This window comes from Herbidospora daliensis, from assembly GCF_001570585.1.
GTDB classification, from domain to species: Bacteria; Actinomycetota; Actinomycetes; order Streptosporangiales; family Streptosporangiaceae; genus Herbidospora; species Herbidospora daliensis.
This window is the reverse complement of sequence record NZ_BBXF01000006.1, coordinates 410,335-434,274: the sequence shown is the minus strand read 5'-3', so window position 1 is coordinate 434,274 and position 23,940 is coordinate 410,335. Positions and strand designations below refer to the sequence as shown.

Sequence of the window (23,940 nt, the reverse complement as noted above, 5' to 3'; positions counted from 1 at the left end):
CTCCTTCTCTTCCTCTGGAGCCCTGCCATGCGCTTCACCAAGCGCGGCGGCGTGGCGCTGGCCGGGATCCTGGCCGCGACCATCGCCATCACGGCCGCCGCCATGCTCTCCCCGCGTCCCTCCGCCGAGGTGGTCGCGGTCGCGTCCGACCCGCTGCAAGAACGGCTGCGCCGGCTGCCCGGCGACTACGCCGGCTGGGCCGCGCTCGGCTCGGTCTACGTCGACAGGGCCCGGCTGACCGGTGACCCTAGCTGGTACGGCAAGGCCGAACAGGCCGTGGCCACGTCGCTGCGGGTCCGCCCCGGCAACCCGGCCGGCCTGACCGGCCGGGCCGCCCTGGAGGCCGGCCGCCACGAGTTCAGCCGGGCCGCCGCCACCGCGCGGCAGGCCATCGCGGTCAACCCCTACGGCGCTCCGGCCTACGGGGTGCTCGCCGACTCCTACCACCAGCTGGGCCGCTACCCCGAGGCCACCGAGGCGATCGACGACATGATCGCCCTGGCGCCCGGGGTGTCGTCCTTCACCCGCGCCTCCTACGACGCCGAACTGCGCGGCGACCTGAAGACCGCGCAGCAGATGCTCGAATACGCCCGCCGCGACGCCTACCAGCCCGCCGACGTCGCCTTCTGCGAGCACTACCTCGGCGAACTCGCCCTCCGCCGCGGCCTGTACGACCAGGCCCGCGCCCACTACGCGAAGGCGCTGACCGCCGACCCCACGTTCGACCCCGCCCACGCGGGCCTGGCCCGGGTCACCGCCCTGACGGGCGACCTCGAAAAGGCCGCTTCCCTGTACGCCGCCGTCACCGCCCGCCTCCCGCTCACCCAGACCCTGGTCGAGCAGGGGGAGGTGCTGAAGGCCCTGGGCCGCGACCCCGGCTGGACGACCCTGACGGCCCAACGCGACCTGATGCGCCTCAACGGCGTGCGCGACGACCTCACCTGGGCCGAGTTCGAAGCCGACCACGGCGACCCCGCCGAGGCCGTGACCCACGCCCAGGCCGAATACGCCCGCAACCCCAACGTGGTGGCCGCCGACGCCCTCGCCTGGGCCCTGCACCGCGCGGGCCGATCGGAAGAGGCGCTGCACTACGCCGAGGAGGCCACCGCGACCGGCTGGCGCAACGCCCTGGTCATGCACCACCGCGCCGAGATCGAGAAGACCCTGGGCCGCACGACCGCCTCGGCGTCGCTGGTCCGCGACTACAACCCCCGGTTCACCCCCGCCCTCCCGGCCCTGCAGAGGTCATCATGAAGCTCGTGCCCGCCGTCCTCGCCGGCCTGGCGGCCTTCGTCGCCCTCGCCCCGGCGGCCGTGGCCCACCCGCTGGGCAACTTCACCGTGAACCACTACAACGGCCTGCGCCTGTACGCCGACCACATGGAGAACACGGCCGTCGTCGACGTGGCCGAACTCCCCACCCTGCAAGGCGACCGCCCGACCTGCGAGGCCGTCGCCGCCGCCCAGACCCTGGAAGTCGACGGCCGCCGCACGACGTGGCGAGTGGTGGGCACCGACCTGACCCACCCCGACGGCCAGGGCGGCCTGAAGACCACCCGCCTGGAGTGCGAACTCCGCGCCGACACGCCCCCCGCCGGGACCGTCGTCTTCACCGACGACCACGCCGCCGACCGGATCGGCTGGCGCGAGATCACCGTGACCTCCCGCGAAGTACGGGTGTCACCCCCCGACGTGCCGGCCGCGAGCGTCAGCGACGAGCTGCGCGCCTACCCCGACGACCTGCTCGCCTCCCCGCTCGACCGGCGCACCGTGACGCTGACGGTGAACCCGTCGGGCGTGCTCCCCCTCCCGTCGGCCACCACCGTCCCCGGCCCCATCGGCACCTGGCTCGACGGCCTCGACCGCACCTTCACCGACCTGGTCGGAGCGCGCGACCTGACGGTCGGCGTAGGGGTGCTGGGCGTGGCCCTCGCCCTGATCTTGGGAGCCGGACACGCCCTCATCCCCGGCCACGGGAAGACCATCATGGCCGCCTACCTGGCCGGCCGCCGCGGCCGCCCCCGCGACGCCCTGGTCGTCGGCTTCACGGTGACGGCGACGCACACGGCGGGGGTCCTGGTCGTGGGTCTGACCCTGACGGCGGTGTCGTCGTTGTCGGGCGACCGGGTGCTGACATGGCTGGGCGTGGCCAGCGGCTTACTGGTCACAGCAATAGGCCTCCGCCTTTTGCAAACCGCCATAAGAGGCGACTCCCCAGACCACGGCCATGGACACGGCCACGGCCACGGCCACGGGCATGGGCACGGCCACGGGCATGACCACAAAAACAGCCCCCGGCAGGGCCACCTCCATGAGCACACCCACAACCACGGGCCTGGGCACGCGCATGACCACGAGACCAGCCGCGGGCAGAGCCGCGTCCTTGAGCACACTCATGACCACGACCACGGCCTCCACCACGACCATGACGATGAGCCCGGCCACCACCATGGCCACCCCGCTCGCGCGAATGCCGAAATTTCGGGACATGCGGTTGCCGTTCTCGACCGCGTCGAGACCACCCCCGCCCCCAAACCGTCACGTGCCGGCCTGATCGGCATGGGCATCGCGGGCGGCCTGGTTCCCAGCCCCTCGGCCCTGGTCGTGCTCCTCGGAGCCGTCGCCCTGGGCCGGACCTGGTTCGGTGTCGCGCTGGTGCTCGCCTACGGCGCCGGCATGGCCGCCACCCTCACGGCCACCGGCCTCCTCCTGGTCAGGCTCGCCGACCGGGCCGAATCCCTGCTGAGGCTGGGCCGCCTCACCACGACGGCGACCCGGCTGGCCCCGATCGGCACCGCCCTGGTCGTCATCGTCCTGGGCCTCGGCCTGGCTCTTCGGTCGCTCGGCTGACCCGCACGGGGTGGTTGGCGTGGATCAGGTCGTCGGGGTCGTAGGCCGCTTTGACCGCTCGCAGCCGGGCCGCCACCTCCGGTGTGTCGAAGTCGTCCCGTGAGCGCTCCACGAAGTTGCGGTAGCCCGTCGCCGCCTCCCACGGTGACATCGCCATGCGGAGTTCGTCCAAGGCCGCGTGCGCGGCCACCACGCCGGCCGCGTCGGGCGTGATCCCGGCGCCGAACAGCGCGAACTCGGCGTCGAGGCCGTCGACGGCGCCGCCGCGGACCGCCCCGGGTCGCAGCGCGCCGCCCAGGTGGCGGAGTTCGACCGACAGCAGCGGCAGGTCGCGGCCGGCGCCGGTCATGCCGAGGAAGGCGGCCAGTGCGCCCGAGGGCAGGCCCGACAGGAGCATTCCGTCGCCGGCGGCGGGCACCGGGTAGGGCGGGTCCATGTGCAGGAGGTGCAGGTCGCCGACGGCGGTCGTACCGAAGGTGTCGAGTTCGGGGGCGAGCACCCGCAGGGGGAGGAGCAGGGTGTCGGTCTGCGGGGCGGGCAGGTCGCAGACCGCCTCGATCGCGACCAGCGAGCGGCCGCGCAGGGGTTCGGGCAGGTCGGGCAGGGGTGGCAGGCGGAGCATGCGGGCCACCGAGGTGACCTGGTCGGGCACGTCGTCGACCCAGCGCCGCCAGGCCGAGAGCACCGTCGCGGCCTGTTCGATGGGCCAGGCCAGCATGCCCGCCTGGACCTCGGTCTTCGGGAAGAGGCGGAACTCCAGGGCGGTGACGATGCCGGCGATCCCGCCGCCGCCGCGCAGCGCCCAGAACAGGTCGGGATGGTGGTCGGCGTCGACCCTGACCAGGGTGCCGTCGGCCAAGACCACGTCGGCGGCGACGACCTGGTTGGAAGCCAGGCCGTGGGAGCGGGCGAACCACGACACGCCGCCGCCGAGCGTGTAGCCGACCACGCCGACGTCGGCGGCGCTGCCGGCCAGGGCCATCAGGCCGAACTTGGAGGCGGCGTCGGTGAGTTCGACCCAGCGCACGCCGGCGCCGACGCGGGCGATCCTGGTCAGCGGGTTGACGGAGATCTCGACGAGGCGGTCGGTGCGCAGCAGGATGGTGCGGTTCAGCCGGCCCAGCGGGGCCGCGTTGTGGCCGGTGCCCTGCGGGGCCACCCGCAGGCCCAGCTGACGGGCGGCCAGGACGGTCGCGGAGACGTCCTGGGGCGAGGCGGCGAAGACGACGGCGCGGGGCTGCTGGTCGACGGCGAGTTGCCAGGCCATGCGGGCGGTGTGCCAGTCGGGGTCGCGCGGGAGCACCAGGCGTCCGTGCAGTTCGCCGGTGAAGTCCATGTGGAGCCAACTCCTTAGGGAAGGTGATCGGCTCAGACCATAGAAATCCGGTTATGGCTCCATCTGCGGCGAATTACGGACAGTGCACCTTGCCACTCACCAGTCGGTGTCGCCCTCCTCGGGGCGGCGCAGGCGGATGTCCTCGGCCCAGGCCAGCGCCCAGGCGCGGATCTCGCGCGGCAGCGGCATCATCTCGGCCGCGTCGAGGCGGTCGGCGAGCTCCTCGGCCGCGAAGTCGTCGAGGTGGGCGCGGCCCAGGGTCTCCAGTTCCCGGTACGAGTAGAGCGCCCGCACCGAGGCCACGTTCAGCACGTCGTCGGCGGTGCCGCGTTCGTGCAGGTCGCGCATGGCCAGCCCGGCGGCGTCGAGCAGGGCGACCACCGGGGTGCCGTCGACCTCCTCGGCGGGGTCGGCCAGGTCTTCGCGCAGCAGGTCGACGGCGAAGGTCTGCTCGGTGACGGGGTCGTGCACGGTCAGCCGGGTCGCGCGGGCCGAGACCTCCTCGACGGCGACGTCGAAACCGGCCCGGTGCAGCGACTCGGTCGCGTGCCAGGCCGGTTCGACGAGCTTGACGGTGGTGGCCAGCCGCAACTCGGCCGTGTGCGCCGCGCGCATGCCGTGGAGGCGGAGCGCCGGCCCTCCGATGAGGGCCAGGTCGAGGCGCGCGGGGCGGATGGCGGCCAGGATGCGGTCGGGAAAGACGCCCAGGAAGGTCACCCGCCCAAGTATCACCGGTACCTGCGGCGGATCTCGTTGGCGACGGTCCGGATGCGGTCCTGGGTGCGGAGCAGTTTGGCCTCCGCCTGTTCGGTGCGGCCCGCGGCCACCATCGTGCGGTTGCCCGTACGCCGGCCGATCTGCTGCTTGGCCCGCGCCTTCATCTCACGGAGTTTCGCGTAGAGTCCCATGGCGTTGCGGACTGCCCGGCAAGGCGGCCGGCTAACCCATGTGGCGCCCCGACACGAACTCCTGGACGGCGATCTTCGCCTTGATGACCGGCCGCCGCCAGCGTTCCTCCCGGTGCAGCGCCTTGGCGAGCTTCACCGGCCGGGTCTCGTAGAACCAGCGGGCCCACGGCGATCCCGGGCGGGCCAGGCGCAGCGCGCCGACGTACCCGAAGACCGGCACGAAGACCCCGAGCAGGCCCGACCAGATCTTCCCCTTGAGCAGGGTGACGACGGCGAAGACGAGGTTGACGGCCAGCAGCAGGACGGCCAGCCAGAAGTCGCCGGTGACGTCGTCCCACCCCAGCGGCCGCGCCCCCAGGAGCAGCAGGCCGGTGACGGCGACCGCGACGAAGACGGCGTCGACCGAGGTGCGGCCCTCTTCGGCCCAGTAGACGTCGCGCAGGTGCAGCAGCAGCGCGAACTCGTCGAGGACGAGCCCGGAGCCCACCCCGAACACCGCCGCCGTGACGGCCAGCCAGCCTTCTGAGGCGGGCCACAGCAGCAGCGCGGTCACGCCGCTGGCCATCATCAGGATCACACCGAACACGACGTGGTGGACGTGCGTCTCGCCCACGCTGACGTTCTTGAACCACCACCGGACCTCGGCCCGGATCAGCCGCACGTTGATGCGCGTGAACACGAACGTCACGATCAACGCCACGAAGAAGCAGAACAGCGGCAGCCGGTGGGTGTCGACCACGGCCCGCTGGAAAACCTCACCCATCGGCACGCCCCCCGGGCCGACTCTACCCAGGTGATCTCCTCAGGCCAGGAACCCGCGCAGCAGCGCGGCGGTGCCCTCGAGGTGCTCGGCCACCGCCCGCGCGGCGCCGTCGGGGTCGCCCGCCAGGATCGCCGACACGATGGCCTGGTGCTGCGTGGCCGCGTGGGCGATGTTCGGGCCGAGCACCGGAATGGCGTTGAGCAGGTCGGTGACGCGCAGCCGCGCGTCGGCGCAGGCCGCGGCGAGCAGCGGCGAGCCGGTCAGCTCGGCGATCGACAGGTGGAAGGCGGTGTCGAGACGCCGGTAGTCGGCGGGCGCGGCCGCGTTCACCTCGGCCAGCCGCCGCAGCAGCATCGCGCGCTGCGCCGAGTCGAGCGTCACGGTCGCCAGGATCTGCGCCGCGCCGCACTCGACGGCCATCCGGAACGTCAGCGCGTCGGCCAGGTCGCCCGCGCCCATCTGGTTGACCGCCTCGGCGAGGTCGCCGTGCCCCGGCTCGGGCGGCAGGTAGACGACGAACGCGCCGCCGTAGCGTCCGCGCCGCACGTCGAGGTAGCCGGCCTCCTGCAGGGAGCGGATCGCCTCGCGCAGGGTGACCCGGCTGATGCCGAGGTGGACGGCCAGGTCCCGCTCCGACGGCAGCCGCTCCCCGTGCGGGACGACCCCGAGTTTGATGGCCTGGAGCAGCCGTTCGACGGTCTCCTCGAACGCGTTCCCGGCCCGGACCGGACGCAACAAAGATCCGAGTTGTGTTTCTTTCACCCCACCCTCCCCAGTTGGGCACCTTCATTGGTATTTTTTCATACCGTAGAAGGTGAGGCGCGTGTGCTGACGGTCGACGAACTACGGGCAGATGTGCAAGCGGGCCGGATCGACACCGTCCTGCTCGCCGTGACGGACATGCAAGGCCGGCTGCAGGGCAAACGCCTGTCGGCGCGGCACTTCCTCGACGAGGTGCTCGACCACGCGGCCGAGGGCTGCAACTACCTGCTGGCCGTCGACGTCGAGATGAACACGGTCGGCGGGTACGCGATGTCGTCGTGGGAGCACGGCTACGGCGACTTCGTCATGAAGCCCGACCTCGCGACGCTGAGGCGGGTCCCGTGGCAGGAGGGCACCGCCCTGCTGCTGGCCGACCTGGTCTGGGAGGACGGCTCCGACGTCGTCCCGTCGCCGCGCCAGATCCTCAGGCGCCAGACCGCCAAGCTCGCCGAGCGGGGCTGGACCGCCTTCGTCGGCACCGAGCTGGAGTTCTGCGTCTACCGCACCAGCTACGAGGACGCGTGGCGGTCGGGCTACCGCGACCTGGTCCCGGGGAACCTCTACAACGTCGACTACTCCCTGCTCGGCACCGCCCGGGTGGAACCGCTGCTGCGCCGCATCCGTCTCAGCATGGAGGGCGCCGGCCTGTACGTGGAGTCGGCCAAGGGCGAATGCAACCTTGGTCAACACGAGATCGCTTTCAAGTACGCCGACGCCCTCACCACCTGCGACAACCACTCCGTCTACAAGAACGGGGCCAAGGAGATCGCGGCCGAGGAGGGCATGTCCCTCACGTTCATGGCCAAGCCGAACCAGCGCGAGGGCAACTCCTGCCACGTCCACATCTCGCTGCGCGACGCCGACGGCACGCCGGTGATGGCCGGCGACGGCCCCCACGGCCTGTCGAAGGTCGGCGAGCACTTCATCGCCGGCCAGCTGCGCGCGATGCGCGAGTTCACGCTCCTGTACGCCCCCAACATCAACTCCTACAAGCGGTTCGTCGAGGGCTCCTTCGCCCCCACGGCCGTCAAGTGGGGCGTCGACAACCGCACCTGCTCGCTCCGCCTGGTCGGCCACGGCGGCTCGCTGCGCATCGAGAACCGGGTGCCCGGCGGCGACGTCAACCCCTACCTGGCCGTCTCGGCCCTCATCGCGGCGGGCCTGAAGGGCATCGACGACGAACTCCCGCTGGAGGACGCCTTCACCGGCAACGCCTACGTTTCCGGCGCCGACACGGTCCCCTCGACGCTGCGTGACGCGCTGGCGGTCTTCGAGGGCTCTACGCTCGCCAGGGATGCCTTCGGCGACGAGGTCGTCGACCACTACGCGAACAACGCCCGGGTCGAACTGGCCGCCTTCGACGCGGCGGTCACCGACTGGGAGCTCTATCGGGGGTTCGAACGGCTGTGAAGATCATCAACCCGGCGACGGAGCAGGTCCTGGCCGACGTCGAACTGGCCGACCCCGCCGAGGTCGACCGGGCGGTCGCGACGGCGCGCACGGCGTACCGGAGCTGGAAGGACGTCGCCCCCGGCGAACGCGCGCGGTTGCTGCGGCGCTTCGCCGCGCTGGTCGAGGAGCACGCCGAGGAGCTCGCCGGGCTGGAGATCGCGAACGCCGGGCACACCGCGGGCAACGCCCGCTGGGAGGCCGGCAACGTCCGCGACGTGCTGAACTTCTACGCGGGGGCGCCCGAGCGCAACCACGGCAAGCAGATCCCGGTGCCCGGCGGCGTCGACCTCACCTTCCAGGAACCGCTGGGCGTGGTCGGCATCATCGTGCCGTGGAACTTCCCCATGGTGATCATGATGTGGGGGGCCGCCCCGGCGCTCGCGGCGGGCAACGCCGTCATCGTGAAGCCGGCCGAATGGACCCCGCTGTCGGCGCTGCGGCTGGCCGAGCTGGCGCTGGCGGCCGGTCTCCCCGAGGGCGTGCTCCAGGTCGTGCCCGGCGAGGGGGAGGTCGCGGGCGCCCGCCTGGTCGACCACCCCGGCGTCGCCAAGATCGTCTTCACCGGGTCGACCGAGGTCGGCAGGCTGATCGCGGCCAAGGCCGGTGCCCAGGTCAAACGGCTGACGCTGGAGCTGGGCGGCAAGTCCGCGAACATCGTGTTCGCCGACTCCGACCTCGGCCGGGCCGCCGCCAGCGCGCCCATGGCGGTCTTCGACAACAGCGGCCAGGACTGCTGCGCGCGCTCGCGGATCCTGGTGGAGCGGTCCGTCCACGACGAGTTCCTCGCCAAGCTCACCGAGGCGGTGAAAGCCGTGAAGACCGGCGACCCCACCGCCGAAGACACCCAGATGGGCCCGCTGATCAGCGCCGAGCACCTGGCCCGGGTCGCCTCCTATGTGAGTGAGCCCTATTTCCAGGGCAGTTGCCCGGAAGGCCCCGGCTACTGGTTCCCGCCGACGATCCTCACCGGCGGCGACGACCCGGCGTACCGGGAAGAGGTCTTCGGCCCGGTGGTGTCGGTGGTGCCGTTCGACGACGAGGCCGACGCGGTCCGGATGGCCAACGACACCCCCTACGGCCTGTCGGGCTCGATCTGGACCCGCGACGTCGGCCGGGCGTTCCGGGTGGCGCGCGGGGTCGAGGCCGGGAACCTCAGCGTCAACTCCCACTCGTCGGTTCGCTACTGGACGCCCTTCGGCGGCTTCAAGCAGTCGGGCCTGGGCCGTGAACTGGGCCCCGACGCGCTGGCCGCCTTCACCGAGACCAAGAACGTCTTCATCGCAACGGAGTAGGAAGCACATGCAACGCTTGCAGGACCGGGTCGCCGTCATCACCGGCGCCGCCGGGGGAATCGGGCTGGCGACCGCGCGCAGGTTCGCCCAGGAGGGCGCCAAGCTCGTCCTGGCCGACCTCGACGAAGACGCCGGGCGGCGCGCGGCCGAGGAGGTCGGCGGCCTGTTCGTCCGGGCCGACGTGGCCCAGGAGGACGACGTCGTCCGGATGTTCGCCACCGCCCACGACGAGTTCGGCAGCGTGGACATCGCGTTCAACAACGCCGGCATCTCCCCCGCCGACGACGACTCGATCCTGACCACCGGCATGGACGCCTGGCGGCGGGTGCAGGAGGTCAACCTCACCAGCGTCTACCTGTGCTGCAAGCACGTGATCCCCTACATGCGGCGGCAGGGCAAGGGGTCGATCATCAACACCGCCTCGTTCGTGGCGGTCATGGGCTCGGCGACCTCGCAGATCTCCTACACCGCGTCCAAGGGCGGCGTGCTGGCGATGACCCGCGAGCTGGGCGTGCAGTTCGCCCGCGAGGGCATCCGGGTCAACGCGCTGTGCCCCGGCCCGGTCGACACCCCGCTGCTGCGGGAGCTGTTCGCCAAGGACCCCGAGCGGGCCCAGCGCCGCCTGGTGCACGTGCCGCTCGGCCGGTTCGCGCGGGCCGAGGAGATCGCCGCCGCCGTGGCGTTCCTGGCCTCCGACGACGCGTCGTTCGTCACCGCCGCCGAGTTCCTCGTCGACGGCGGCATCTCCGGGGCGTACGTGACGCCCCTGTGAGGCCCGTGATCGGCATCACGTGTTACGCCGAGCCCGCGCGTTTCACGGTCTGGGACACCCCCGCGGCCCTGCTGCCGTGGGACTACGTTCGGCACGTCGAACGGGCCGGGGGGCAGCCGGTGATCCTGCCGCCCGCCGGCGACCCGGGCGAGCTCGTCGGCCGTCTCGACGGCCTGATCGTGGCCGGGGGCGGCGACGTCGACCCCGGCCGTTACGGCGCCGAACCGCATGACCGGGTGTCCTACGTCCGCGACTTCCGCGACGACGCGGAGTTCTCGCTGGTCAAGGCGGCCCTGGCCGAGAAGCTCCCGATCCTCGGCATCTGCCGGGGCCTCCAGGTGCTCAACGTCGCGCTCGGCGGCACGCTGGTCCAGCACCTGCCCGACGTCTGCGGCACCGACCGCCACTCCCCCGCGCCGGGGGTCTACGGCCGGGTCCCGGTACGTCTCGACGACCCGCTGCGCCGCCTCTACGGCACCGACCTGATCATCCCGGCCCACTACCACCACCAGGCCGTCGACCGGCTGGCGCCCGGCCTGAAGACGATCGCGCGGGCCGACGACGGCACGGTCGAGGCGGTCATGCTCGACGACACGGTCTGGGCGGTCCAGTGGCATCCGGAGGCCGACGAGGAGGCGCCGGTGTTCGGGTCGTTCGTCACCCGCGCCGGGTTTCGCCCGGCCATACGGGGCAGATAGGCTGACCGCACACCATTGATCCCGCGCGGGAGAGCGCCCTGGCAGCCGGCCAGGGCCCCTGAAGGAGCAAGCCCTCCCCGCGAACCTCTCAAGGCAAAGGACCGTGCGGGCGAGGTGTCCTCTGGAAAGCAGGCCGATGGCCTCGCCGAAGGTGAAAGTCCGGCAAAACTCGGGCGAAGCTCTCAGGCACCCATGACAGAGGGGGAGGATGCTGACATCCGACCTTATTCGAGGTGCGCTTCATGTCCCGACCGACCCCGCTGCACGAGGTGCACAAGAGCCTCGGCGCGACCCTGACCGACTTCGCCGGCTGGCTGATGCCGCTGCGCTACGGCAGCGAGTCGGCCGAGCACACCGCCGTCCGCACCGCCGCGGGGCTGTTCGACCTGTCCCACATGGGCGAGATCCACGTGACCGGCCCGGGGGCCGCCGCCGCGCTCGACTACGCGCTGGTCGGCAACCTCGGCGCGCTGGAGCCGGGCCGGGCCCGCTACACGATGATGTGCGACGCCGACGGCGGCATCGTCGACGACCTGATCGTCTACCGGCTGGCCGCCGACGAGTTCATGGTCTGCGCCAACGCCTCCAACTACCCGCGCGTGGCCCGGGAGCTGACCGACCGCGCCAAGGACCTCGACGCCGTGGTCGACGACCGCTCCGACTCCTACGCGCTGCTGGCCGTCCAGGGCCCGCGCTCCCAGGAGATCGTGGCCAAGCTCACCGACGCCGACCTGGCGAACCTCAAGTACTACACCGGCCTGCCGGGCACGGTCGCGGGCGTCGGCGCGCTGATCGCCCGCACCGGCTACACCGGCGAAGACGGCTTCGAGCTGTTCGTCTCCGCCGGCGACGCCGTGACGTTGTGGGACGCGCTGATGGAGGCCGGCGCCGCCGAGGGCCTGGTGCCCGCCGGGCTGAGCGCCCGCGACACCCTGCGGCTCGAAGCGGGCATGCCGCTGTACGGCAACGAGCTCACCTCCGCCACCACCCCCATGGACGCCGGTCTCGGCAGGGTGGTGCGGTTCGACAAGCCGGGCGACTTCGTCGGCCGCGCCGCGCTCGACGGGGCGGAGCCCGGCAAGCGCCTGGTCGGCCTGGTGATGAAGGGCCGCCGGGTGCCCCGCCACGGCTTCGCCGTCGTCGACGCCGACGGCGCCGTGGTCGGCGAGGTCACCAGCGGCGCCCCGTCGCCGTCGATCGGCCGCCCGATCGCCATGGCCTACGTGACCGCAACCCCCGCCGCCGTGGACATCCGCGGCTCCCACGAACCGGTCGACGTCGTTGACCTGCCTTTCTACAGGAGGAAGAAGTGAGCAGCATTCCCGACGAGCTCAGCTACACCAAGGAGCACGAGTGGGTGGCCGGGATCGATGACGGGCTGACCGTCACGGTGGGAATCACCGCCTACGCGTCCGAGCAGCTCGGCGACGTGGTGTACGTCCAGCCGCCGGAGGTCGGGTCGAGCATCGAGGTGGGCGACGCGGTGGGCGAGGTCGAGTCGACCAAGTCGGTCAGCGACATCTACGCCCCGGTGGGCGGCGAGGTCACGGCGGTCAACTCGGCCGTCGTCGACGACCCGTCGCTGGTGAACTCCGACCCCTACGGCGAGGGATGGTTGTTCCAGGTGCGCGTGGCCGGCGCCCCCGAAGACCTGCTCACCGCCGAGGAGTACACCGCCCTGATCTCCGGCGACAGCTGATCGTCCGCCCATGGCGATCAGCGTCTTCGACCTGTTCAAGGTGGGCATCGGGCCGTCCAGTTCCCACACGGGCGGTCCGATGGCGGCCGCGCACAAGTTCGCGCGCGGCCTGCTCCACGACGGCCTGCTGGAGAAGACCGTCAGGGTCCAGGTCATCCTCTACGGCTCGCTCGGCCTGACCGGCAAGGGCCACGGCAGCGACAAGGCCGTGCTGCTGGGCCTGTCGGGGGAGAAGCCCGAGCTCGTCGACGTCGACGCGGTCGACGGCAAGCTGGCCGCGATGCGGGCGGCGGGCACGGTCTCGCTGATGGGGCAGCGTGAGGTCCCGTTCGTGATCGGCGACGACCTGGTGTTCGAGCGCAAGATCTCGTTGCCGCACCACCCCAACGGCATGCGGTTCACCGCCTGGGGCGACAGCGGCGACGTGCTGCGGGAGAAGGTCTACTACTCGGTCGGCGGCGGGTTCGTCGTCGACGAGAACGCCACCGGGGCCGACCGCATCAAGCCCGACGACACCCCGCTCCCCCATCCGTTCACGACGGCCGGTGAGCTGCTGGCGCAGTGCGCCGAGACGGGGTTGTCGATCTCGGGGCTGATGATGGCCAACGAGCGGGCCTTCGGCCGTACCGACGACGAGATCAAGGCGCAGCTGCTGCACCTGTGGCACGTGATGGACGAGTGCGTGCGGCGCGGGTCGTCCCGCGAGGGCGTGCTGCCGGGCGGGCTGAAGGTGAAGCGCCGGGCCCACCAGCTGCAGCGCCGCCTCCAGAGCGAACCGGCCGACGGCGACCCGCTCCAGGCGATGGACTGGGTGACGCTGTTCGCGCTGGCCGTGAACGAGGAGAACGCGGCGGGCGGGCGCATCGTGACCGCGCCGACGAACGGCGCGGCGGGCATCGTCCCGGCGGTGTTGTCCTACTACACCCGGTTCATCCCGGGGGCCGACGACGACGCGGTGGTGCGGTTCCTGCTCACCGCGGGCGCGGTCGGGGTGCTGTTCAAGGAGAACGCCTCCATCTCGGGCGCGGAGGTCGGCTGCCAGGGCGAGGTCGGTTCGGCCTGCTCGATGGCGGCGGCCGGGCTGACCGAGGTGCTGGGCGGCACGCCCGAACAGGTGGAGAACGCGGCCGAGATCGGCATCGAGCACAACCTGGGGCTCACCTGCGACCCGATCGGCGGGCTGGTGCAGATCCCGTGCATCGAGCGCAACGCGGTCGCGTCGGTGAAGGCCATCGCGGCGGCCCGGATCGCGCTGCGCGGCGACGGGAAGCACTTCGTGTCGCTCGACAAGGCGATCAAGACGATGCGCGACACCGGGCGGGACATGCACGCCAAGTACAAGGAGACCAGCCGTGGCGGGCTCGCGGTGAACGTCATCGAGTGCTGAGAAAGTTCTGGGTGTTCCCATTGGGACTGGCGGTGAAACCCCGACAGTGCTGAAATGTCCACCGGAAAGGCGGTGGACATCATTTCCGCAGGCAAGTTCATCCGGACCCACTGGCTCTTCGTCGCCCTCATGGTGTCGGGGATTGTGATCCGGGTCATCACGAGCCTCGGTTACCGTCCCGCGCTCTGGTTCTGGGCCGACTCGTTCTCCTATCTGAGCTCGGCCCTGGACCTGCGGCCGCTGGAGTCGCGGCCGTCGGGCTACTCGGTGTTCCTCGCGCCGTTCCACTCGGTCGTCGCCCTCATCACCGTGCAGCACCTGCTCGGGCTGGGCATCGCCGTCTGCCTGTACGCCGTCCTGCGGCGGCGCACCTTCCTGCCGGCCTGGGCCGCCGCCCTGGCGACGGCGCCGGTGCTGCTGGACGCGTACCAGATCCAGCTCGAACACCTCGTGATGGCCGACCTGCTGTTCACGTTCCTCGTGGTGGCGGGCGTGACGCTGCTGCTGCTGAACCCGCGCAGCTGGGTCATGGTGATCGCCGCGTTCCTGCTGCTGGCGTTCTCGGCGATGACCCGCACGCTCGGCCTGCCGCTGATCGGGGTGGCGGCGGTGTGGTTGCTGATCGCGCGGGCGGGCTGGCGCAAGGTGCTGGCCGGGGCCGGCGCGGCCGGGGTCGCGGTGGCCGGATACGCGTTCTGGTACAACGCCGCCTACGGCAGCTACGGCCTGGGCAGCAGCAGCGTGTGGTTGTGGTCGCGGACGATGACCTTCGCCGACTGCGGCCGGATGAACCCGCCGGAGGACCTGAAGGTCCTGTGCCCCGACATCGGCCCCCGGCTGGCCGCCCCGGCGTACATCTGGGATCCGCACTCGCCGATCATGAAGACCGGCAAGCAGCGCGACGAGATGGCCTCGGAGTTCTCGATGCTGGCCCTGCGCAGCCAGCCGCTCGACTTCCTGATGACGGGCCTCGGCGACGCGATGTGGGCGTTCCGCTGGGAGCGGGTGGTCTACCCGTCGCCGGGCACCCAGAGCGCCTACCTGTTCCCCGAGTACGTCAAACCGCTCACCGACAAGCTCGCCTCGGCCGGACGGTCGGCCCCGGAACTGATGCAGCAGTACCAGGGCAGCCGCGCCGACACCCAGGTGGTCGAGCCGTTCGCGTCGTGGACGCGCGCCTACCAGCGGTTCGTCTACCTGCGCGGCCCCCTGCTGGGGGCGGTCTTCGTGTTCACGTTCCTGGTGATGATCATCAGGTTCCGGGTGGCGACCCTGCTCCCGCTCGGGTTCGCGCTCACCCTGCTGCTGCTGCCCCCGCTGGTCGCCGCGTTCGACCACCGGTACGTCGTCCCGGTCGTCCCGCTGGCCTGCCTGGCGGCGGCCTGCGCGGTGGGGTGGCGCTCACCCTCGGCGAACGTGCAGCGTGACCAGGACAGGAAAGAGCGGGTCCCGGCCGGCCGCGCCGCGCACGCGTGACACCGCCTCGGTGTCGACCCGGGTGACGACCTCGTCGAGGGGGGCGCCGGGGAGGCAGCGTACCGAGACGCGGAGCCGCTCCTCCCCCACGGCCCGGACGCTGATCTTGTCGACCCCGGGCAGGTCCCGCAGCGCGATGGCCAGCGTGGCGGTGCCGTAGCCGTGCCGCACCCCGTCCTTGCCCAGCCCGAGCGAGCACACCAGCCAGCGGGCGGCGACCGACAGCAGCAGCACGACCAGCGCGGCGGCGATCGACCGGGCCCACGGGTGCGCGGTGAACGCCGCCAGCTCCCCGATCTTGTACTCGGCCCGCGCGTCGGAGGCGAACAGGACGTAGTTCCCGCCGGTCACCAGCACGACGCCCACCACCGCCAGCCCGAGACGGTCGCCGTAGGGGGTGCGCATCTTCTCCGCAACCTGCATTCCGCCACTCCTCATGAGCTCTTCCGGCGCAGCCGGACGACCACCTCGTGGCGGCCGTGCACGCCCAGGCCCTCCAGCCGGTCGCCGACGGCGGCCCCGACCTCCTTGAGCAGCCCGCCGGTCCGGTTCCCACTGGTCAGCACGGTCACCTCGATCTGCCCCCGGCGCAGCCGCACGAAGGCCAGGTCGACCCCCGAGACGGTCATCGCCACGGCGACCAGCGTGCGCTTCAGCCCCGCCCGGGTCAGCCCCATGACGAGCCCGTCGTCGGACACCTCCAGCGGCACCAGCCGGGGCCGTCCCGGGATCATCGCCAGCAGCACCAGCACGGTCCCGGTCACCACCATCAGCGACCCCGTCAGCGCGACCAGCGGCTCGCCCCAGGCCAGCCCGAGCACGCCGGGCAGCCCCGACCAGCCCGTCGGCCACCCCGCGAACGCGCACACCATCTCGCCCACCAGCGCCGTGCCCAGCACCACCAGGGCCCCCGCCACGCCCGCGCCCGCCGGGGTCCGCCCCGGCCGCAGGGCGCGCATGGCCGTGCGGCGGCGGGCCCGGCGGCGGTCCTTGGTCGTCCGGATCTCGTCTACCGCGCTCATGGTCACCCAGGGATACACGCCCGGACGGCCGCGATCAGCCCGCCGGGCCCGGATGACTCGATCTTGTGACAGGTTTTGCCGGGCAAATATGAAACATGCTCACAAAAGGCTAGAGTGCTGCCCATGAGCGACCGGCAGCGATACGACCGGGCCACGGCCCATCTCGACCCCCCGCTCGCCGTCGTCGACCTCGACGCGCTGGCCGCCAACGCCCGCTCGATGACCGCCCGCGCCGCCGGCACCCCGATCAGGGTCGCCTCGAAGTCGATCCGCTCCCGCGAGGTGCTCCACCGCGTCCTCGACCTGCCCGGCTACCGGGGCGTCATGGCCTTCACCCTGCCCGAGGCGTTGTGGCTGGCCGCCGGCGGATTCCGCGACATCCTGGTCGCCTACCCGACCACCGACCGCGCCGCCATCGCGACCCTGGCCGCCGACGAGCACCTGAGCCGCGAGATCACCCTCATGGTCGACTCCCCCGAGCAGTTCCCCCTGCTCACCGGCCGCCATCCGATCAGGGTCTGCCTCGACCTCGACGCCGCCTACGTCGCCGGCCCGCTCCGCGCCGGCGTCCTGCGCTCACCCGTGCGCACCCCGGAACAAGCCGCAGACCTGGCCCGCCTGATCACCAGAACCCCGTCCCTGCATCTGGTGGGCCTGATGGCCTACGAGGCGCAGATCGCCGGCCTGGGCGACCGCATCCCCGGCCCCTATGGCATGGCCGTCCGCTTCGTGCAGCGCCGCTCCCGCCGGGAGCTGGCCGTCCGGCGAGCAGAGATCGTGGCAGCGGTCCGCGAGGTGACCGACCTGGAGTTCGTCAACGGCGGCGGCACCGGCAGCCTGGAGACCACGGCCCGCGAGGCCGCGATCACGGAGGTCGCCGCCGGCTCGGGCTTCTACCACCCGACCCTCTTCGACACGTACAGCAACTTCACCGGCCGCCCCGCGGCCCTCTTCGCCCTCCCGGTCGTCCGCCGCCCCGCCCCCGGCGTCGTGACCGTCCTCGGCGGCGGCTACCCCGCCTCAGGCGCGGGCCCCGGCCGCGCCGCCCTCCCCTATCTGCCGGAGGGCCTGCGCCACAACGGCGACGAGGGAGGCGGCGAAGTGCAGACCCCACTCCACGGCCGAGCCGCCGACACCCTCGAAATCGGCGACCGCGTGTGGTTCCGCCACGCGAAAGCAGGCGAACTCTGCGAACGCTTCGACACCCTGCACCTGATCGAGGGAGAAAAAATCACCGCCACCGCCCCCACCTACAGGGGAGAAGGCCAAACCTTCCTGTAACGACCTCGCGGCTGCTACAAGCGCTTTTTCCGTTACGGCTCCGCCCCCCCAACCCCGCCCGCCGCCTCCGCCCCCCGCCGCGACCGGCGCACAACCGGCCGCGCCCGGTTCGCCCGGCGACGCCGGGAAGGGACACCAACCCGGCAGCGGAGCTCGGGCGGAAACGACCTACCGCCTACGGCGACGCCGCATGATCACGATGGCCGCGCCAAGGGCGACCGCCACGCCGATCCCGATCAGCACCGGCGCGATCGGCGACGCCGGATAGTCGTCGTCCCACGGCTCGTCGGCCGCCGGACGGTGGCCGTTGGGGCTCTGCGCCTGCCCCACCATGTCTCCTATGGTCGACACGACCTGCTCGGTCTGCGCCCTGACCTGGGACTTCACCTTGGCCACGCTACGACCGGCGACCTTCTTCGGGCTGACCCGGTCGGCGATCGCGTCGACCGTCTTGGCCAGTTCGGCGCGAGTGCGCTCTATGCGCCGCTCAAGCGTGTCCGGATCGGGCTCGGCCATGGGGTCGCCTCCTGTCACAGGGTGTGTTCGATCAAGTCTGCCAGGTGCGGGCCGCGCATCCCGCAGCGGCCGAACCGGTAGTTTGTTCGGGTCGAGACACACCCCATCGGAGGCGACATGACCCAGCGACTCGAACCCGGCGACGCCGCCCCCGGCTTCACCCTGACCAGCGCCGACGGCGACGAAGTGTCGCTCGACTCGCTCCACGGCAAGCGAGTCGTCCTGTACTTCTACCCAGCGGCGATGACTCCAGGCTGCACCAAGCAGGCCTGCGACTTCCGCGACAACCTGAGCGCCCTCACCGACAAGGGCATCACCGTCCTCGGCGTCTCGAAGGACAAACCGGCCAAACTCCGCCAGTTCGCCGACCGCGACGCGCTCACCTTCCCGCTGCTCTCCGACGAAGACCTCGAAGTCCACAAGGCCTACGGCGTCTACGGCGAAAAGCAGAACTACGGCAAGACCATCATGGGCGTCATCAGGTCGACCTTCGTGATCGACCCCGACGGGAAGATCGAGAAGACCTTCTACAACGTCCGCGCGACCGGACACGTCGCCCGGCTATTGAAGGAACTCGGGGTTTCCTGATGCCCAACGGCGGGAGGTAGGATCACTTCCGCCCAGCGGGGTTGTAGCCCAATTGGCAGAGGCACATGACTTAGGATCATGCCAGCGCGGGTTCGAGTCCCGCCAACCCCACTCTCGGAACGGCTCGTGGGCGGCGCCTTTGGCGCCTTTCGCGAGCCGTTCCTCATTCACTCCGGGGGGCGACCCCCGGACCCCCGATACGAGAGGGCTGGCGCCCCCTCGCGCTCCCCCTGGCCGCTTCGCGTCCTCGCGTCGCTACGCTCCGGGTCGCTCCCGCTCCGGGCGAAGGGCTCCGCCCCTCGCGCTCCCTGGACAGGCCTCCCTTCGCTCGGACAGCACTCGCTTCGCTCGCTTCTTTGTCGGTTCATTCACTGGCGTACTCCCACGTCTTCAGCTTGAGCCGCTTCTTCGAGGTGCCCGGGTAGACCACGACGAGGTGTTCCTCGTCTCCGGTGATCCGCACGTACACACGCAGCCGGTAGCGGCCCTTCCCCTTGATCGCCAGGTTCGGCATCGGGGCGTTGGCGCCCACGCCCTCCCAGGTCGCCTCCGGCACGGTGAGGTGGCCGTTGGGGGTGGTGATCGGCACCTCGGTGACCTGGTCCCAGCCGGCCAGCCGCAGCGGGGGCGCGGTGCGGAACGCCTTCACCGTGAGGCACAGGTCGCTGACGTCCTCCAGGTGTCCGACGAGCACCGCGCTGCCGGCCGCTCCGACTTGCGCCTTGTCGTCGTAGAGCCGCTCGACCGCCTGGTCGGCCCAGGTTTCGCCGGCCTTGTCCTCCGGGTCGTGGACGAAATAGCCGTAGTCGCCGTCGGCGAAGAGCGAGTAGTTGGCCGTGGCCTGGACGACGCCCTTCGTCCGGGGCCAGGGGTCGCGGCACCTGGCGTTCTGCTCGGCGATGTAGGCCTTGTGGTCCGCCTCCTCCTCTTCGGACGAGCGCAGCAGCTCCGGCTGGGTCGCGCCGACGATCTCGGGGCAGACGTAGACGAGGTCGGAGGAGTCGACGCCCCACGAGGCGCGTTCGCTCCCGGCCTGCCGCAGCAGGGCCTCCTGCTCCTCGCGCGACCTCGCGTGGCACAACGCCCGCCCGTATCCGAGGATCTGCTGGTCGGAGGCGGTGTGGGGGAACATCGGCGGGACGCCGCCCATCTCGTCGCGGGCCAGGCAGACGAACACGTCGTCGCGTTCCTCGGGTTTGAGGTCGCCGAAGCTGGTGTCCCACTCGTCGCAGCCCATCGACCCGGCGCTGAAGGTGATGCGCGGGGTGGACTCCGGCTGGATCAGCACGGCGAGGGGCAGCACGGTCACGGACGCCACCACGACGCGGACCACCCGCCGCCCGGCGGGCGAGAGCGGCTCGGCGGGCAGGCCGCCGCCGGGCATCTGCCTGGCGGTCGCCGCGAGCCAGACGGTGTAGACGAGCGCCGACACGTCCATGACGATCTGCGGGAGAAGGGCCGGGCCCGAGAAGATCTCGGCGTCGGCGCTCTCGAAGACGATGACGACCGGATACACCAGCACGGAGTCACCCAGCGACACCCATCCGGCGATCAGGGTGCCGCGGCTCCACCGGCCGTCGCGGTGCTGCCCGACGATCGTCAGCACGGTCGCGGCCACTCCGCACACCACCAGGACCACGCCGACGACGAGGCCCGGTTCGAGGTCGAGCAGGTTGACCTCGTCGAGCAGTTCGTTGACGGTCGTGGCCGTCATGATCGCGAACATCGCCCCGGCGGCCACCCGCAGCGGGCGCGACCTCCAGCGGATGACGAGCAGGAAGAGGACGTTGATCGCGCCCCACAACACGAGGCTGAACGTCAGGCCGACCTCGTCGGGAAGCCACCCCAGCGGCAACCACAACACGAGGGCGTGCGCCACCGCGACGTACAGCAGCCACCGCAGCGCCCTCTCCCTGCCGTTCAACGGCCCCGGCGCGAGCGGTCGCAGAATCAGCCACAGAAACGCGGCCTTCACCACGGCGGCGGCGATCAGCGCCGCTTTGGCCGTGGCGTCCAAGCCGTCCCGGGCGAGAAACTCCAGCTCCATATGCGGCGCCGGCTCCCATTCAGCGGCCGTCCAGAGCAGGGCGTCACTGGACACCGCCCCCGCGGCCGCCAACACCAGAACCAGGCCCACTATGACAATTCTATAAATCCGCCATAAAAGCATAGAAAGCGATCTTAGCGGGACGAATTAACCGCCAATCTCCGACAGCCGCAATTCCCGCAGAAATCAGAAATGCCAAGAAACCCTTAAGCCGAGCGCAGCGGCCTTGGACCGGCCGCCGCCGTAAAGCCGCCCTCACCCGCTTCGGCCGACGCTCCGGTCTTGTACGCCCACCCGCTCCCTCCGCGAAGCCAAGCCGACGGACATCGCCACGCCCGCCCAGAACCAGACCTGCATCGTCAGCCAGCACACACTCAAGCCGGGCCGGGTGCACAATCCCAGCCCGGCAGCGCGAACGCCGCCGCCTACATCTCCCAGTACGTCAATGGCGCGTTCACCCAGGTCACCGCCGCGGCCGGACCTCGCCCGGACGGTCCTGGAGCTCCCGGGCGCCTTCGAGAGCAGCGTCCACCACGAAGGGCGGGACACCCCAGCCGTCACGGCTGGCGCCTCCCGTCTCCGGGCGCCCGCGACCGGCCGATCGGCCCGGCGATTTGCCCCCGGTAAACAGATCGGTTTACGCTGCTGGAAACAGACCTGTTTACCGGAGGTTCCCATGAAGATCCAAGGCGCGACCGTGCTGGTCACCGGTGCCAACCGGGGCATCGGGAAGGCCCTCGCCGAAGAGGCGCTCGCGCGGGGGGCGGGCAAGGTCTACGCCGCCGCGCGCGACCCGAAGACCGTCACCACGCCCGGCGTCGTGCCCGTCAAGCTCGACATCACCGACCCCGCCCAGATCGCCGAACTCGCCGCGCTGCTCACCGACGTCGACATCGTCGTCAACAACGCCGGCGTCGCGCTCAGCACCTCGATCGTGAACGACGACCTCGAGACGATCCGCCGGGAGATGGAGGTCAACTACTACGGCCCCCTCCAGGTCAGCCGCGCCTTCGCGGCCACGCTGACCGCCCGCGAGGGTCACCTGCTGATCGTCAACTCGGCGCTGTCGTGGGCCGTGATCCCGGGCACCTCCCCCTACGCCGCCACCAAGGCCGCCTCGTGGATGCTCGCCAACGGGCTGCGCCTGGAGCTGCCCAAGGTCGGCGTGACCAGCCTCCACGTCGGCTACGTCGACACCGACATGGCCGCGCACATCACCGACTCCAAGGTCGCGCCGGTCGAGGTCGCCCGCGAGGCGTTCGACGGCATCGAGAAGGACGCCATGGAGGTGCTCGTCGACGGGACGTCGCGGCAGGTCAAGGCCGCGCTCTCGCTCGACCCGAGCGCGCTCTACGGAAGCTGAGCGTCGAGCAGGGTCCGCACGGCGGCCAGCAGGCTCTCGGGCATGGGCACCTTGCGGACCGACGCGTAGGTCATCGCGCCGTCGAAGAGCATCATCAGCTGCTCGCCGAGCTGGCCGGGGTCGGCGGCCCCGGCCAGCCGGGCCTCGGCCTCGAAGTGGGCCTGCATGCGCTTCTTGTACGTCACCGCCGCCACCCGCACCGGATGCGCGGGGTCCCGGATCTCGGCCGCCGCGTTGAGCACCGGGCAGCCCGGGTATTCCTCGACCTCCGACAGGCGGCGCGAGGTGACGAACACCGCCATGATGCGCTCGGCCGGAGACAGGCCGGCGTCGGCCGGGGGCAGCAGCTCGGCCAGGACGCAGCTCATCTCCTCGGCCAGATAGGCCTCGATCAGGTCGTCCTTGGTGCGGAACCGCTGGTAGAGGCTGCGCTTGGAGACCCCGGCCGTCTCCGACAGCAGGTCGACCCCGGTCACGTTGATGCCCCGGCCGTTGAACAGCCGGCGGGCGCTGGTGAGCACCCGGTCGCGTACGTCGTCGGAGGGGATCGTCATGGTCACCAGTCTAACCCGCGGGAAACAGATGGGTTTACTCGCGGTCGCAGGCGTCGACGGCCCGGAGGATGTCCTCAGAACACGCGTGCAGCGCGGCCAGCCGGTGCCGGTCGAGCACGTCGATCACGAACTCGCGCACCTTCGCGACGTGGCCCGGCGCCAGCTTCACGAGATGGGCGAAGCCCTCGTCGGTCAGGATCGCGTTGGTGTAGCGGCCGTCGCACGGGTCGGGCTCGCGCCGGACGAAGCCGCGCTTCTCCAGCCGCCGCATCAGGTGGGAGAGCCGCGACAACTCCGAGTTCACCAGCACGGCCAGGCCGCTCATGCGCATGGTCCGGTCGGGGGCGTCGGAGAGCCCGGCCAGCACGTGGTATTCGACGAAGTTGAGCCCGCCGTCGCGCTGGAGCTGATCTTCCAGGGCGGCGGGCAGCCGGGCCAGCATCAGACTGAACGACCGCCACGCCGCCAGTTCGCCGCTGCTCAGCCAGCGCACCCCGTCTGATGTGGTCATACTCACAGTCTAGGCTATGACTTGAACGTTCACGTCATCTCGGTCTAGTCTCAACTCGTTGAAGATTCAACTTCTGAGGAGTACGAGATGAGCAAGCTGAAGATCGCTGTGATCCTCGGCAGCACCCGCCCCGGCCGCAACGGCAAGGCGGTGGCCGACTGGGTCATGACCCGCGCCAAGGACCGCACCGGCGCCGACTACGAGCTCGTCGACCTGGCCGACCACCCGCTCCCCCACCTCGACGAGGCCTACCCGCCGAGCTTCGGCAACTACGGCGGCGACCACACCAAGGCGTGGGCGGCCACCATCGACGCCTACGACGGCTTCGTCTTCGTCACCCCCGAGTACAACCACTCGACCTCGGGCGTGCTGAAGAACGCCATCGACTACCTCTACAAGGAGTGGAACAACAAGGCCGCCGGCTTCGTCTCATACGGCTCCCTCGGCGGCGCCCGCGCCATCGAGCACCTGCGCGCGATGCTCAGCGAGCTCCAGGTCGCCCACGTGCGGCAGCAGGTCTCGTTCTCGCTGTTCCACGACTTCGAGAACTTCACCAGCTTCCAGCCGTCGCAGATCCACGACGCCTCGGCCGACACCCTGTTCGACCAGCTCGAGGCGTGGGCGGGGGCCCTGCGTCAGGTGCGCGCGGGCGTGGCCGCCTGAG

The 23,940-nt window shown here is 71.2% G+C and carries 25 protein-coding genes, 1 tRNA gene and 2 riboswitches; of the genes, 15 read left to right on the top strand and 11 right to left on the bottom strand.

Annotation, left to right across the window (positions count from 1 at the left end; translation table 11 throughout):
- Window positions 1–27: 27 nt before the first annotated feature.
- Window positions 28–1,254 (top strand): tetratricopeptide repeat protein, encoded by a 1,227-nt coding sequence (locus AW274_RS30260; protein WP_062439198.1) that lies wholly within the window; start codon window positions 28–30, stop codon window positions 1,252–1,254.
- A gap of 5 nt (window positions 1,255–1,259) precedes the next feature.
- Window positions 1,260–2,849, top strand: a complete 1,590-nt coding sequence (locus AW274_RS30255) for a nickel/cobalt transporter (RefSeq protein WP_232320496.1) — start codon at window positions 1,260–1,262, stop codon at window positions 2,847–2,849.
- On the opposite strand, the gene AW274_RS30250 is transcribed toward AW274_RS30255, so the two are convergent.
- From AW274_RS30250 to AW274_RS30230, 5 genes are all read right to left on the bottom strand, one after another.
- Complete coding sequence (locus tag AW274_RS30250; RefSeq protein WP_062439193.1) at window positions 2,806–4,185, bottom strand: FAD-binding oxidoreductase; 1,380 nt, start codon at window positions 4,183–4,185, stop codon at window positions 2,806–2,808. The genes AW274_RS30255 and AW274_RS30250 overlap by 44 nt on opposite strands.
- A gap of 96 nt (window positions 4,186–4,281) precedes the next feature.
- A complete protein-coding gene (locus AW274_RS30245) occupies window positions 4,282–4,902 on the bottom strand; it encodes a hypothetical protein (protein ID WP_062439190.1) in 621 nt (206 codons plus the stop codon).
- A gap of 11 nt (window positions 4,903–4,913) precedes the next feature.
- Window positions 4,914–5,093, bottom strand: a complete 180-nt coding sequence (locus tag AW274_RS30240) for a CsbD family protein (protein ID WP_062439187.1) — start codon at window positions 5,091–5,093, stop codon at window positions 4,914–4,916.
- 31 nt (window positions 5,094–5,124) lie between these two features.
- Window positions 5,125–5,856, bottom strand: coding sequence for a hypothetical protein (locus AW274_RS30235; protein WP_062439520.1), 732 nt, complete (start codon window positions 5,854–5,856; stop codon window positions 5,125–5,127).
- Window positions 5,857–5,895: 39 nt separating this feature from the next.
- Entirely contained in the window at window positions 5,896–6,618 is a 723-nt protein-coding gene (locus AW274_RS30230) for a FadR/GntR family transcriptional regulator (RefSeq protein WP_062439184.1), read from the bottom strand.
- Window positions 6,619–6,684: 66 nt separating this feature from the next.
- On the opposite strand from AW274_RS30230, the gene AW274_RS30225 reads away from it, so the two are divergent.
- From AW274_RS30225 to AW274_RS30190, 8 genes are all read left to right on the top strand, one after another.
- Window positions 6,685–8,028, top strand: coding sequence for a glutamine synthetase family protein (locus AW274_RS30225; RefSeq protein ID WP_083975073.1), 1,344 nt, complete (start codon window positions 6,685–6,687; stop codon window positions 8,026–8,028).
- Complete coding sequence (locus tag AW274_RS30220) at window positions 8,025–9,362, top strand: aldehyde dehydrogenase family protein (protein WP_062439178.1); 1,338 nt, start codon at window positions 8,025–8,027, stop codon at window positions 9,360–9,362. The genes AW274_RS30225 and AW274_RS30220 overlap by 4 nt, the downstream gene beginning before the upstream one ends.
- A 7-nt stretch (window positions 9,363–9,369) precedes the next feature.
- Entirely contained in the window at window positions 9,370–10,134 is a 765-nt protein-coding gene (locus AW274_RS30215; protein WP_062439175.1) for a 3-oxoacyl-ACP reductase, read from the top strand.
- A 5-nt stretch (window positions 10,135–10,139) separates the two neighbouring features.
- Window positions 10,140–10,832, top strand: coding sequence for a gamma-glutamyl-gamma-aminobutyrate hydrolase family protein (locus AW274_RS30210; protein ID WP_083975070.1), 693 nt, complete (start codon window positions 10,140–10,142; stop codon window positions 10,830–10,832).
- A gap of 16 nt (window positions 10,833–10,848) precedes the next feature.
- Window positions 10,849–10,946, top strand: a riboswitch (glycine riboswitch).
- A riboswitch (glycine riboswitch) is annotated at window positions 10,947–11,041 on the top strand.
- Between the two features lie 33 nt (window positions 11,042–11,074).
- On the top strand, window positions 11,075–12,145 hold the full coding sequence (gcvT, locus tag AW274_RS30205) for a glycine cleavage system aminomethyltransferase GcvT (protein ID WP_062439516.1): 1,071 nt from the start codon (window positions 11,075–11,077) through the stop codon (window positions 12,143–12,145).
- Window positions 12,142–12,531: a glycine cleavage system protein GcvH gene (gene gcvH, locus AW274_RS30200; RefSeq protein ID WP_062439149.1), complete on the top strand. Its 390-nt coding sequence runs from the start codon at window positions 12,142–12,144 to the stop codon at window positions 12,529–12,531. The genes gcvT and gcvH overlap by 4 nt, the downstream gene beginning before the upstream one ends.
- 10 nt (window positions 12,532–12,541) lie before the next feature.
- Entirely contained in the window at window positions 12,542–13,918 is a 1,377-nt protein-coding gene (locus tag AW274_RS30195; RefSeq protein ID WP_062439137.1) for an L-serine ammonia-lyase, read from the top strand.
- A gap of 54 nt (window positions 13,919–13,972) precedes the next feature.
- Window positions 13,973–15,394, top strand: a complete 1,422-nt coding sequence (locus AW274_RS30190) for a hypothetical protein (RefSeq protein WP_062439134.1) — start codon at window positions 13,973–13,975, stop codon at window positions 15,392–15,394.
- On the opposite strand, the gene AW274_RS30185 is transcribed toward AW274_RS30190, so the two are convergent.
- Together AW274_RS30185 and AW274_RS30180 are read right to left on the bottom strand one after the other, a co-directional pair.
- Window positions 15,320–15,817: a hypothetical protein gene (locus tag AW274_RS30185; RefSeq protein ID WP_062439131.1), complete on the bottom strand. Its 498-nt coding sequence runs from the start codon at window positions 15,815–15,817 to the stop codon at window positions 15,320–15,322. The two genes, AW274_RS30190 and AW274_RS30185, sit on opposite strands and share 75 nt — an antisense overlap.
- Window positions 15,818–15,828: 11 nt before the next feature.
- Entirely contained in the window at window positions 15,829–16,416 is a 588-nt protein-coding gene (locus tag AW274_RS30180; RefSeq protein ID WP_157520798.1) for a DUF6286 domain-containing protein, read from the bottom strand.
- A 123-nt stretch (window positions 16,417–16,539) separates the two neighbouring features.
- Here AW274_RS30180 and AW274_RS30175 point away from each other — a divergent pair, with 123 nt between their 5' ends.
- Window positions 16,540–17,697: an amino acid deaminase/aldolase gene (locus tag AW274_RS30175; RefSeq protein ID WP_062439126.1), complete on the top strand. Its 1,158-nt coding sequence runs from the start codon at window positions 16,540–16,542 to the stop codon at window positions 17,695–17,697.
- Between the two features lie 168 nt (window positions 17,698–17,865).
- Here the strand turns inward: AW274_RS30175 and AW274_RS30170 are convergent, their stop codons facing one another.
- Entirely contained in the window at window positions 17,866–18,213 is a 348-nt protein-coding gene (locus AW274_RS30170) for a DUF3618 domain-containing protein (protein ID WP_062439123.1), read from the bottom strand.
- A gap of 117 nt (window positions 18,214–18,330) precedes the next feature.
- Here AW274_RS30170 and bcp point away from each other — a divergent pair, with 117 nt between their 5' ends.
- A complete protein-coding gene (gene bcp / locus AW274_RS30165; RefSeq protein ID WP_062439121.1) occupies window positions 18,331–18,801 on the top strand; it encodes a thioredoxin-dependent thiol peroxidase in 471 nt (156 codons plus the stop codon).
- Between the two features lie 37 nt (window positions 18,802–18,838).
- Window positions 18,839–18,912 (top strand) — tRNA-Leu (locus tag AW274_RS30160).
- Window positions 18,913–19,165: 253 nt separating this feature from the next.
- On the opposite strand, the gene AW274_RS30155 is transcribed toward AW274_RS30160, so the two are convergent.
- Window positions 19,166–20,938 (bottom strand): hypothetical protein, encoded by a 1,773-nt coding sequence (locus AW274_RS30155; protein ID WP_157520797.1) that lies wholly within the window; start codon window positions 20,936–20,938, stop codon window positions 19,166–19,168.
- 586 nt (window positions 20,939–21,524) lie between these two features.
- On the opposite strand from AW274_RS30155, the gene AW274_RS30150 reads away from it, so the two are divergent.
- Entirely contained in the window at window positions 21,525–22,211 is a 687-nt protein-coding gene (locus AW274_RS30150; RefSeq protein ID WP_062439112.1) for an SDR family oxidoreductase, read from the top strand.
- Here the strand turns inward: AW274_RS30150 and AW274_RS30145 are convergent.
- Both AW274_RS30145 and AW274_RS30140 read right to left on the bottom strand, forming a co-directional pair.
- A complete protein-coding gene (locus tag AW274_RS30145) occupies window positions 22,199–22,765 on the bottom strand; it encodes a TetR/AcrR family transcriptional regulator (protein ID WP_063813735.1) in 567 nt (188 codons plus the stop codon). The two genes, AW274_RS30150 and AW274_RS30145, sit on opposite strands and share 13 nt — an antisense overlap.
- 34 nt (window positions 22,766–22,799) lie before the next feature.
- Window positions 22,800–23,276: a MarR family winged helix-turn-helix transcriptional regulator gene (locus AW274_RS30140; RefSeq protein WP_062439106.1), complete on the bottom strand. Its 477-nt coding sequence runs from the start codon at window positions 23,274–23,276 to the stop codon at window positions 22,800–22,802.
- Between the two features lie 87 nt (window positions 23,277–23,363).
- Between AW274_RS30140 and AW274_RS30135 the strand changes: the two genes are divergently transcribed.
- Window positions 23,364–23,939 (top strand): NADPH-dependent FMN reductase, encoded by a 576-nt coding sequence (locus tag AW274_RS30135; protein ID WP_062439104.1) that lies wholly within the window; start codon window positions 23,364–23,366, stop codon window positions 23,937–23,939.
- The last annotated feature ends 1 nt before the right edge of the window (window position 23,940 follow it).

What these genes read in the sequence shown, in the direction of transcription:
- AW274_RS30260 (WP_062439198.1), top strand. Translation starts at nt 28, where the DNA reads ATGCGCTTCACCAAGCGCGGCGGCGTGGCGCTGGCCGGGATCCTGGCC.
- AW274_RS30250 (WP_062439193.1), bottom strand. Translation starts at nt 4,185, where the DNA reads ATGGACTTCACCGGCGAACTGCACGGACGCCTGGTGCTCCCGCGCGAC.
- AW274_RS30240 (WP_062439187.1), bottom strand. Translation starts at nt 5,093, where the DNA reads ATGGGACTCTACGCGAAACTCCGTGAGATGAAGGCGCGGGCCAAGCAG.
- AW274_RS30235 (WP_062439520.1), bottom strand. Translation starts at nt 5,856, where the DNA reads ATGGGTGAGGTTTTCCAGCGGGCCGTGGTCGACACCCACCGGCTGCCG.
- AW274_RS30215 (WP_062439175.1), top strand. Translation starts at nt 9,370, where the DNA reads ATGCAACGCTTGCAGGACCGGGTCGCCGTCATCACCGGCGCCGCCGGG.
- gcvT (WP_062439516.1), top strand. Translation starts at nt 11,075, where the DNA reads ATGTCCCGACCGACCCCGCTGCACGAGGTGCACAAGAGCCTCGGCGCG.
- AW274_RS30195 (WP_062439137.1), top strand. Translation starts at nt 12,542, where the DNA reads ATGGCGATCAGCGTCTTCGACCTGTTCAAGGTGGGCATCGGGCCGTCC.
- AW274_RS30190 (WP_062439134.1), top strand. Translation starts at nt 13,973, where the DNA reads ATGTCCACCGGAAAGGCGGTGGACATCATTTCCGCAGGCAAGTTCATC.
- AW274_RS30185 (WP_062439131.1), bottom strand. Translation starts at nt 15,817, where the DNA reads ATGCAGGTTGCGGAGAAGATGCGCACCCCCTACGGCGACCGTCTCGGG.
- AW274_RS30180 (WP_157520798.1), bottom strand. Translation starts at nt 16,416, where the DNA reads ATGAGCGCGGTAGACGAGATCCGGACGACCAAGGACCGCCGCCGGGCC.
- AW274_RS30175 (WP_062439126.1), top strand. Translation starts at nt 16,540, where the DNA reads ATGAGCGACCGGCAGCGATACGACCGGGCCACGGCCCATCTCGACCCC.
- AW274_RS30170 (WP_062439123.1), bottom strand. Translation starts at nt 18,213, where the DNA reads ATGGCCGAGCCCGATCCGGACACGCTTGAGCGGCGCATAGAGCGCACT.
- bcp (WP_062439121.1), top strand. Translation starts at nt 18,331, where the DNA reads ATGACCCAGCGACTCGAACCCGGCGACGCCGCCCCCGGCTTCACCCTG.
- AW274_RS30150 (WP_062439112.1), top strand. Translation starts at nt 21,525, where the DNA reads ATGAAGATCCAAGGCGCGACCGTGCTGGTCACCGGTGCCAACCGGGGC.
- AW274_RS30145 (WP_063813735.1), bottom strand. Translation starts at nt 22,765, where the DNA reads ATGACGATCCCCTCCGACGACGTACGCGACCGGGTGCTCACCAGCGCC.
- AW274_RS30140 (WP_062439106.1), bottom strand. Translation starts at nt 23,276, where the DNA reads ATGACCACATCAGACGGGGTGCGCTGGCTGAGCAGCGGCGAACTGGCG.
- AW274_RS30135 (WP_062439104.1), top strand. Translation starts at nt 23,364, where the DNA reads ATGAGCAAGCTGAAGATCGCTGTGATCCTCGGCAGCACCCGCCCCGGC.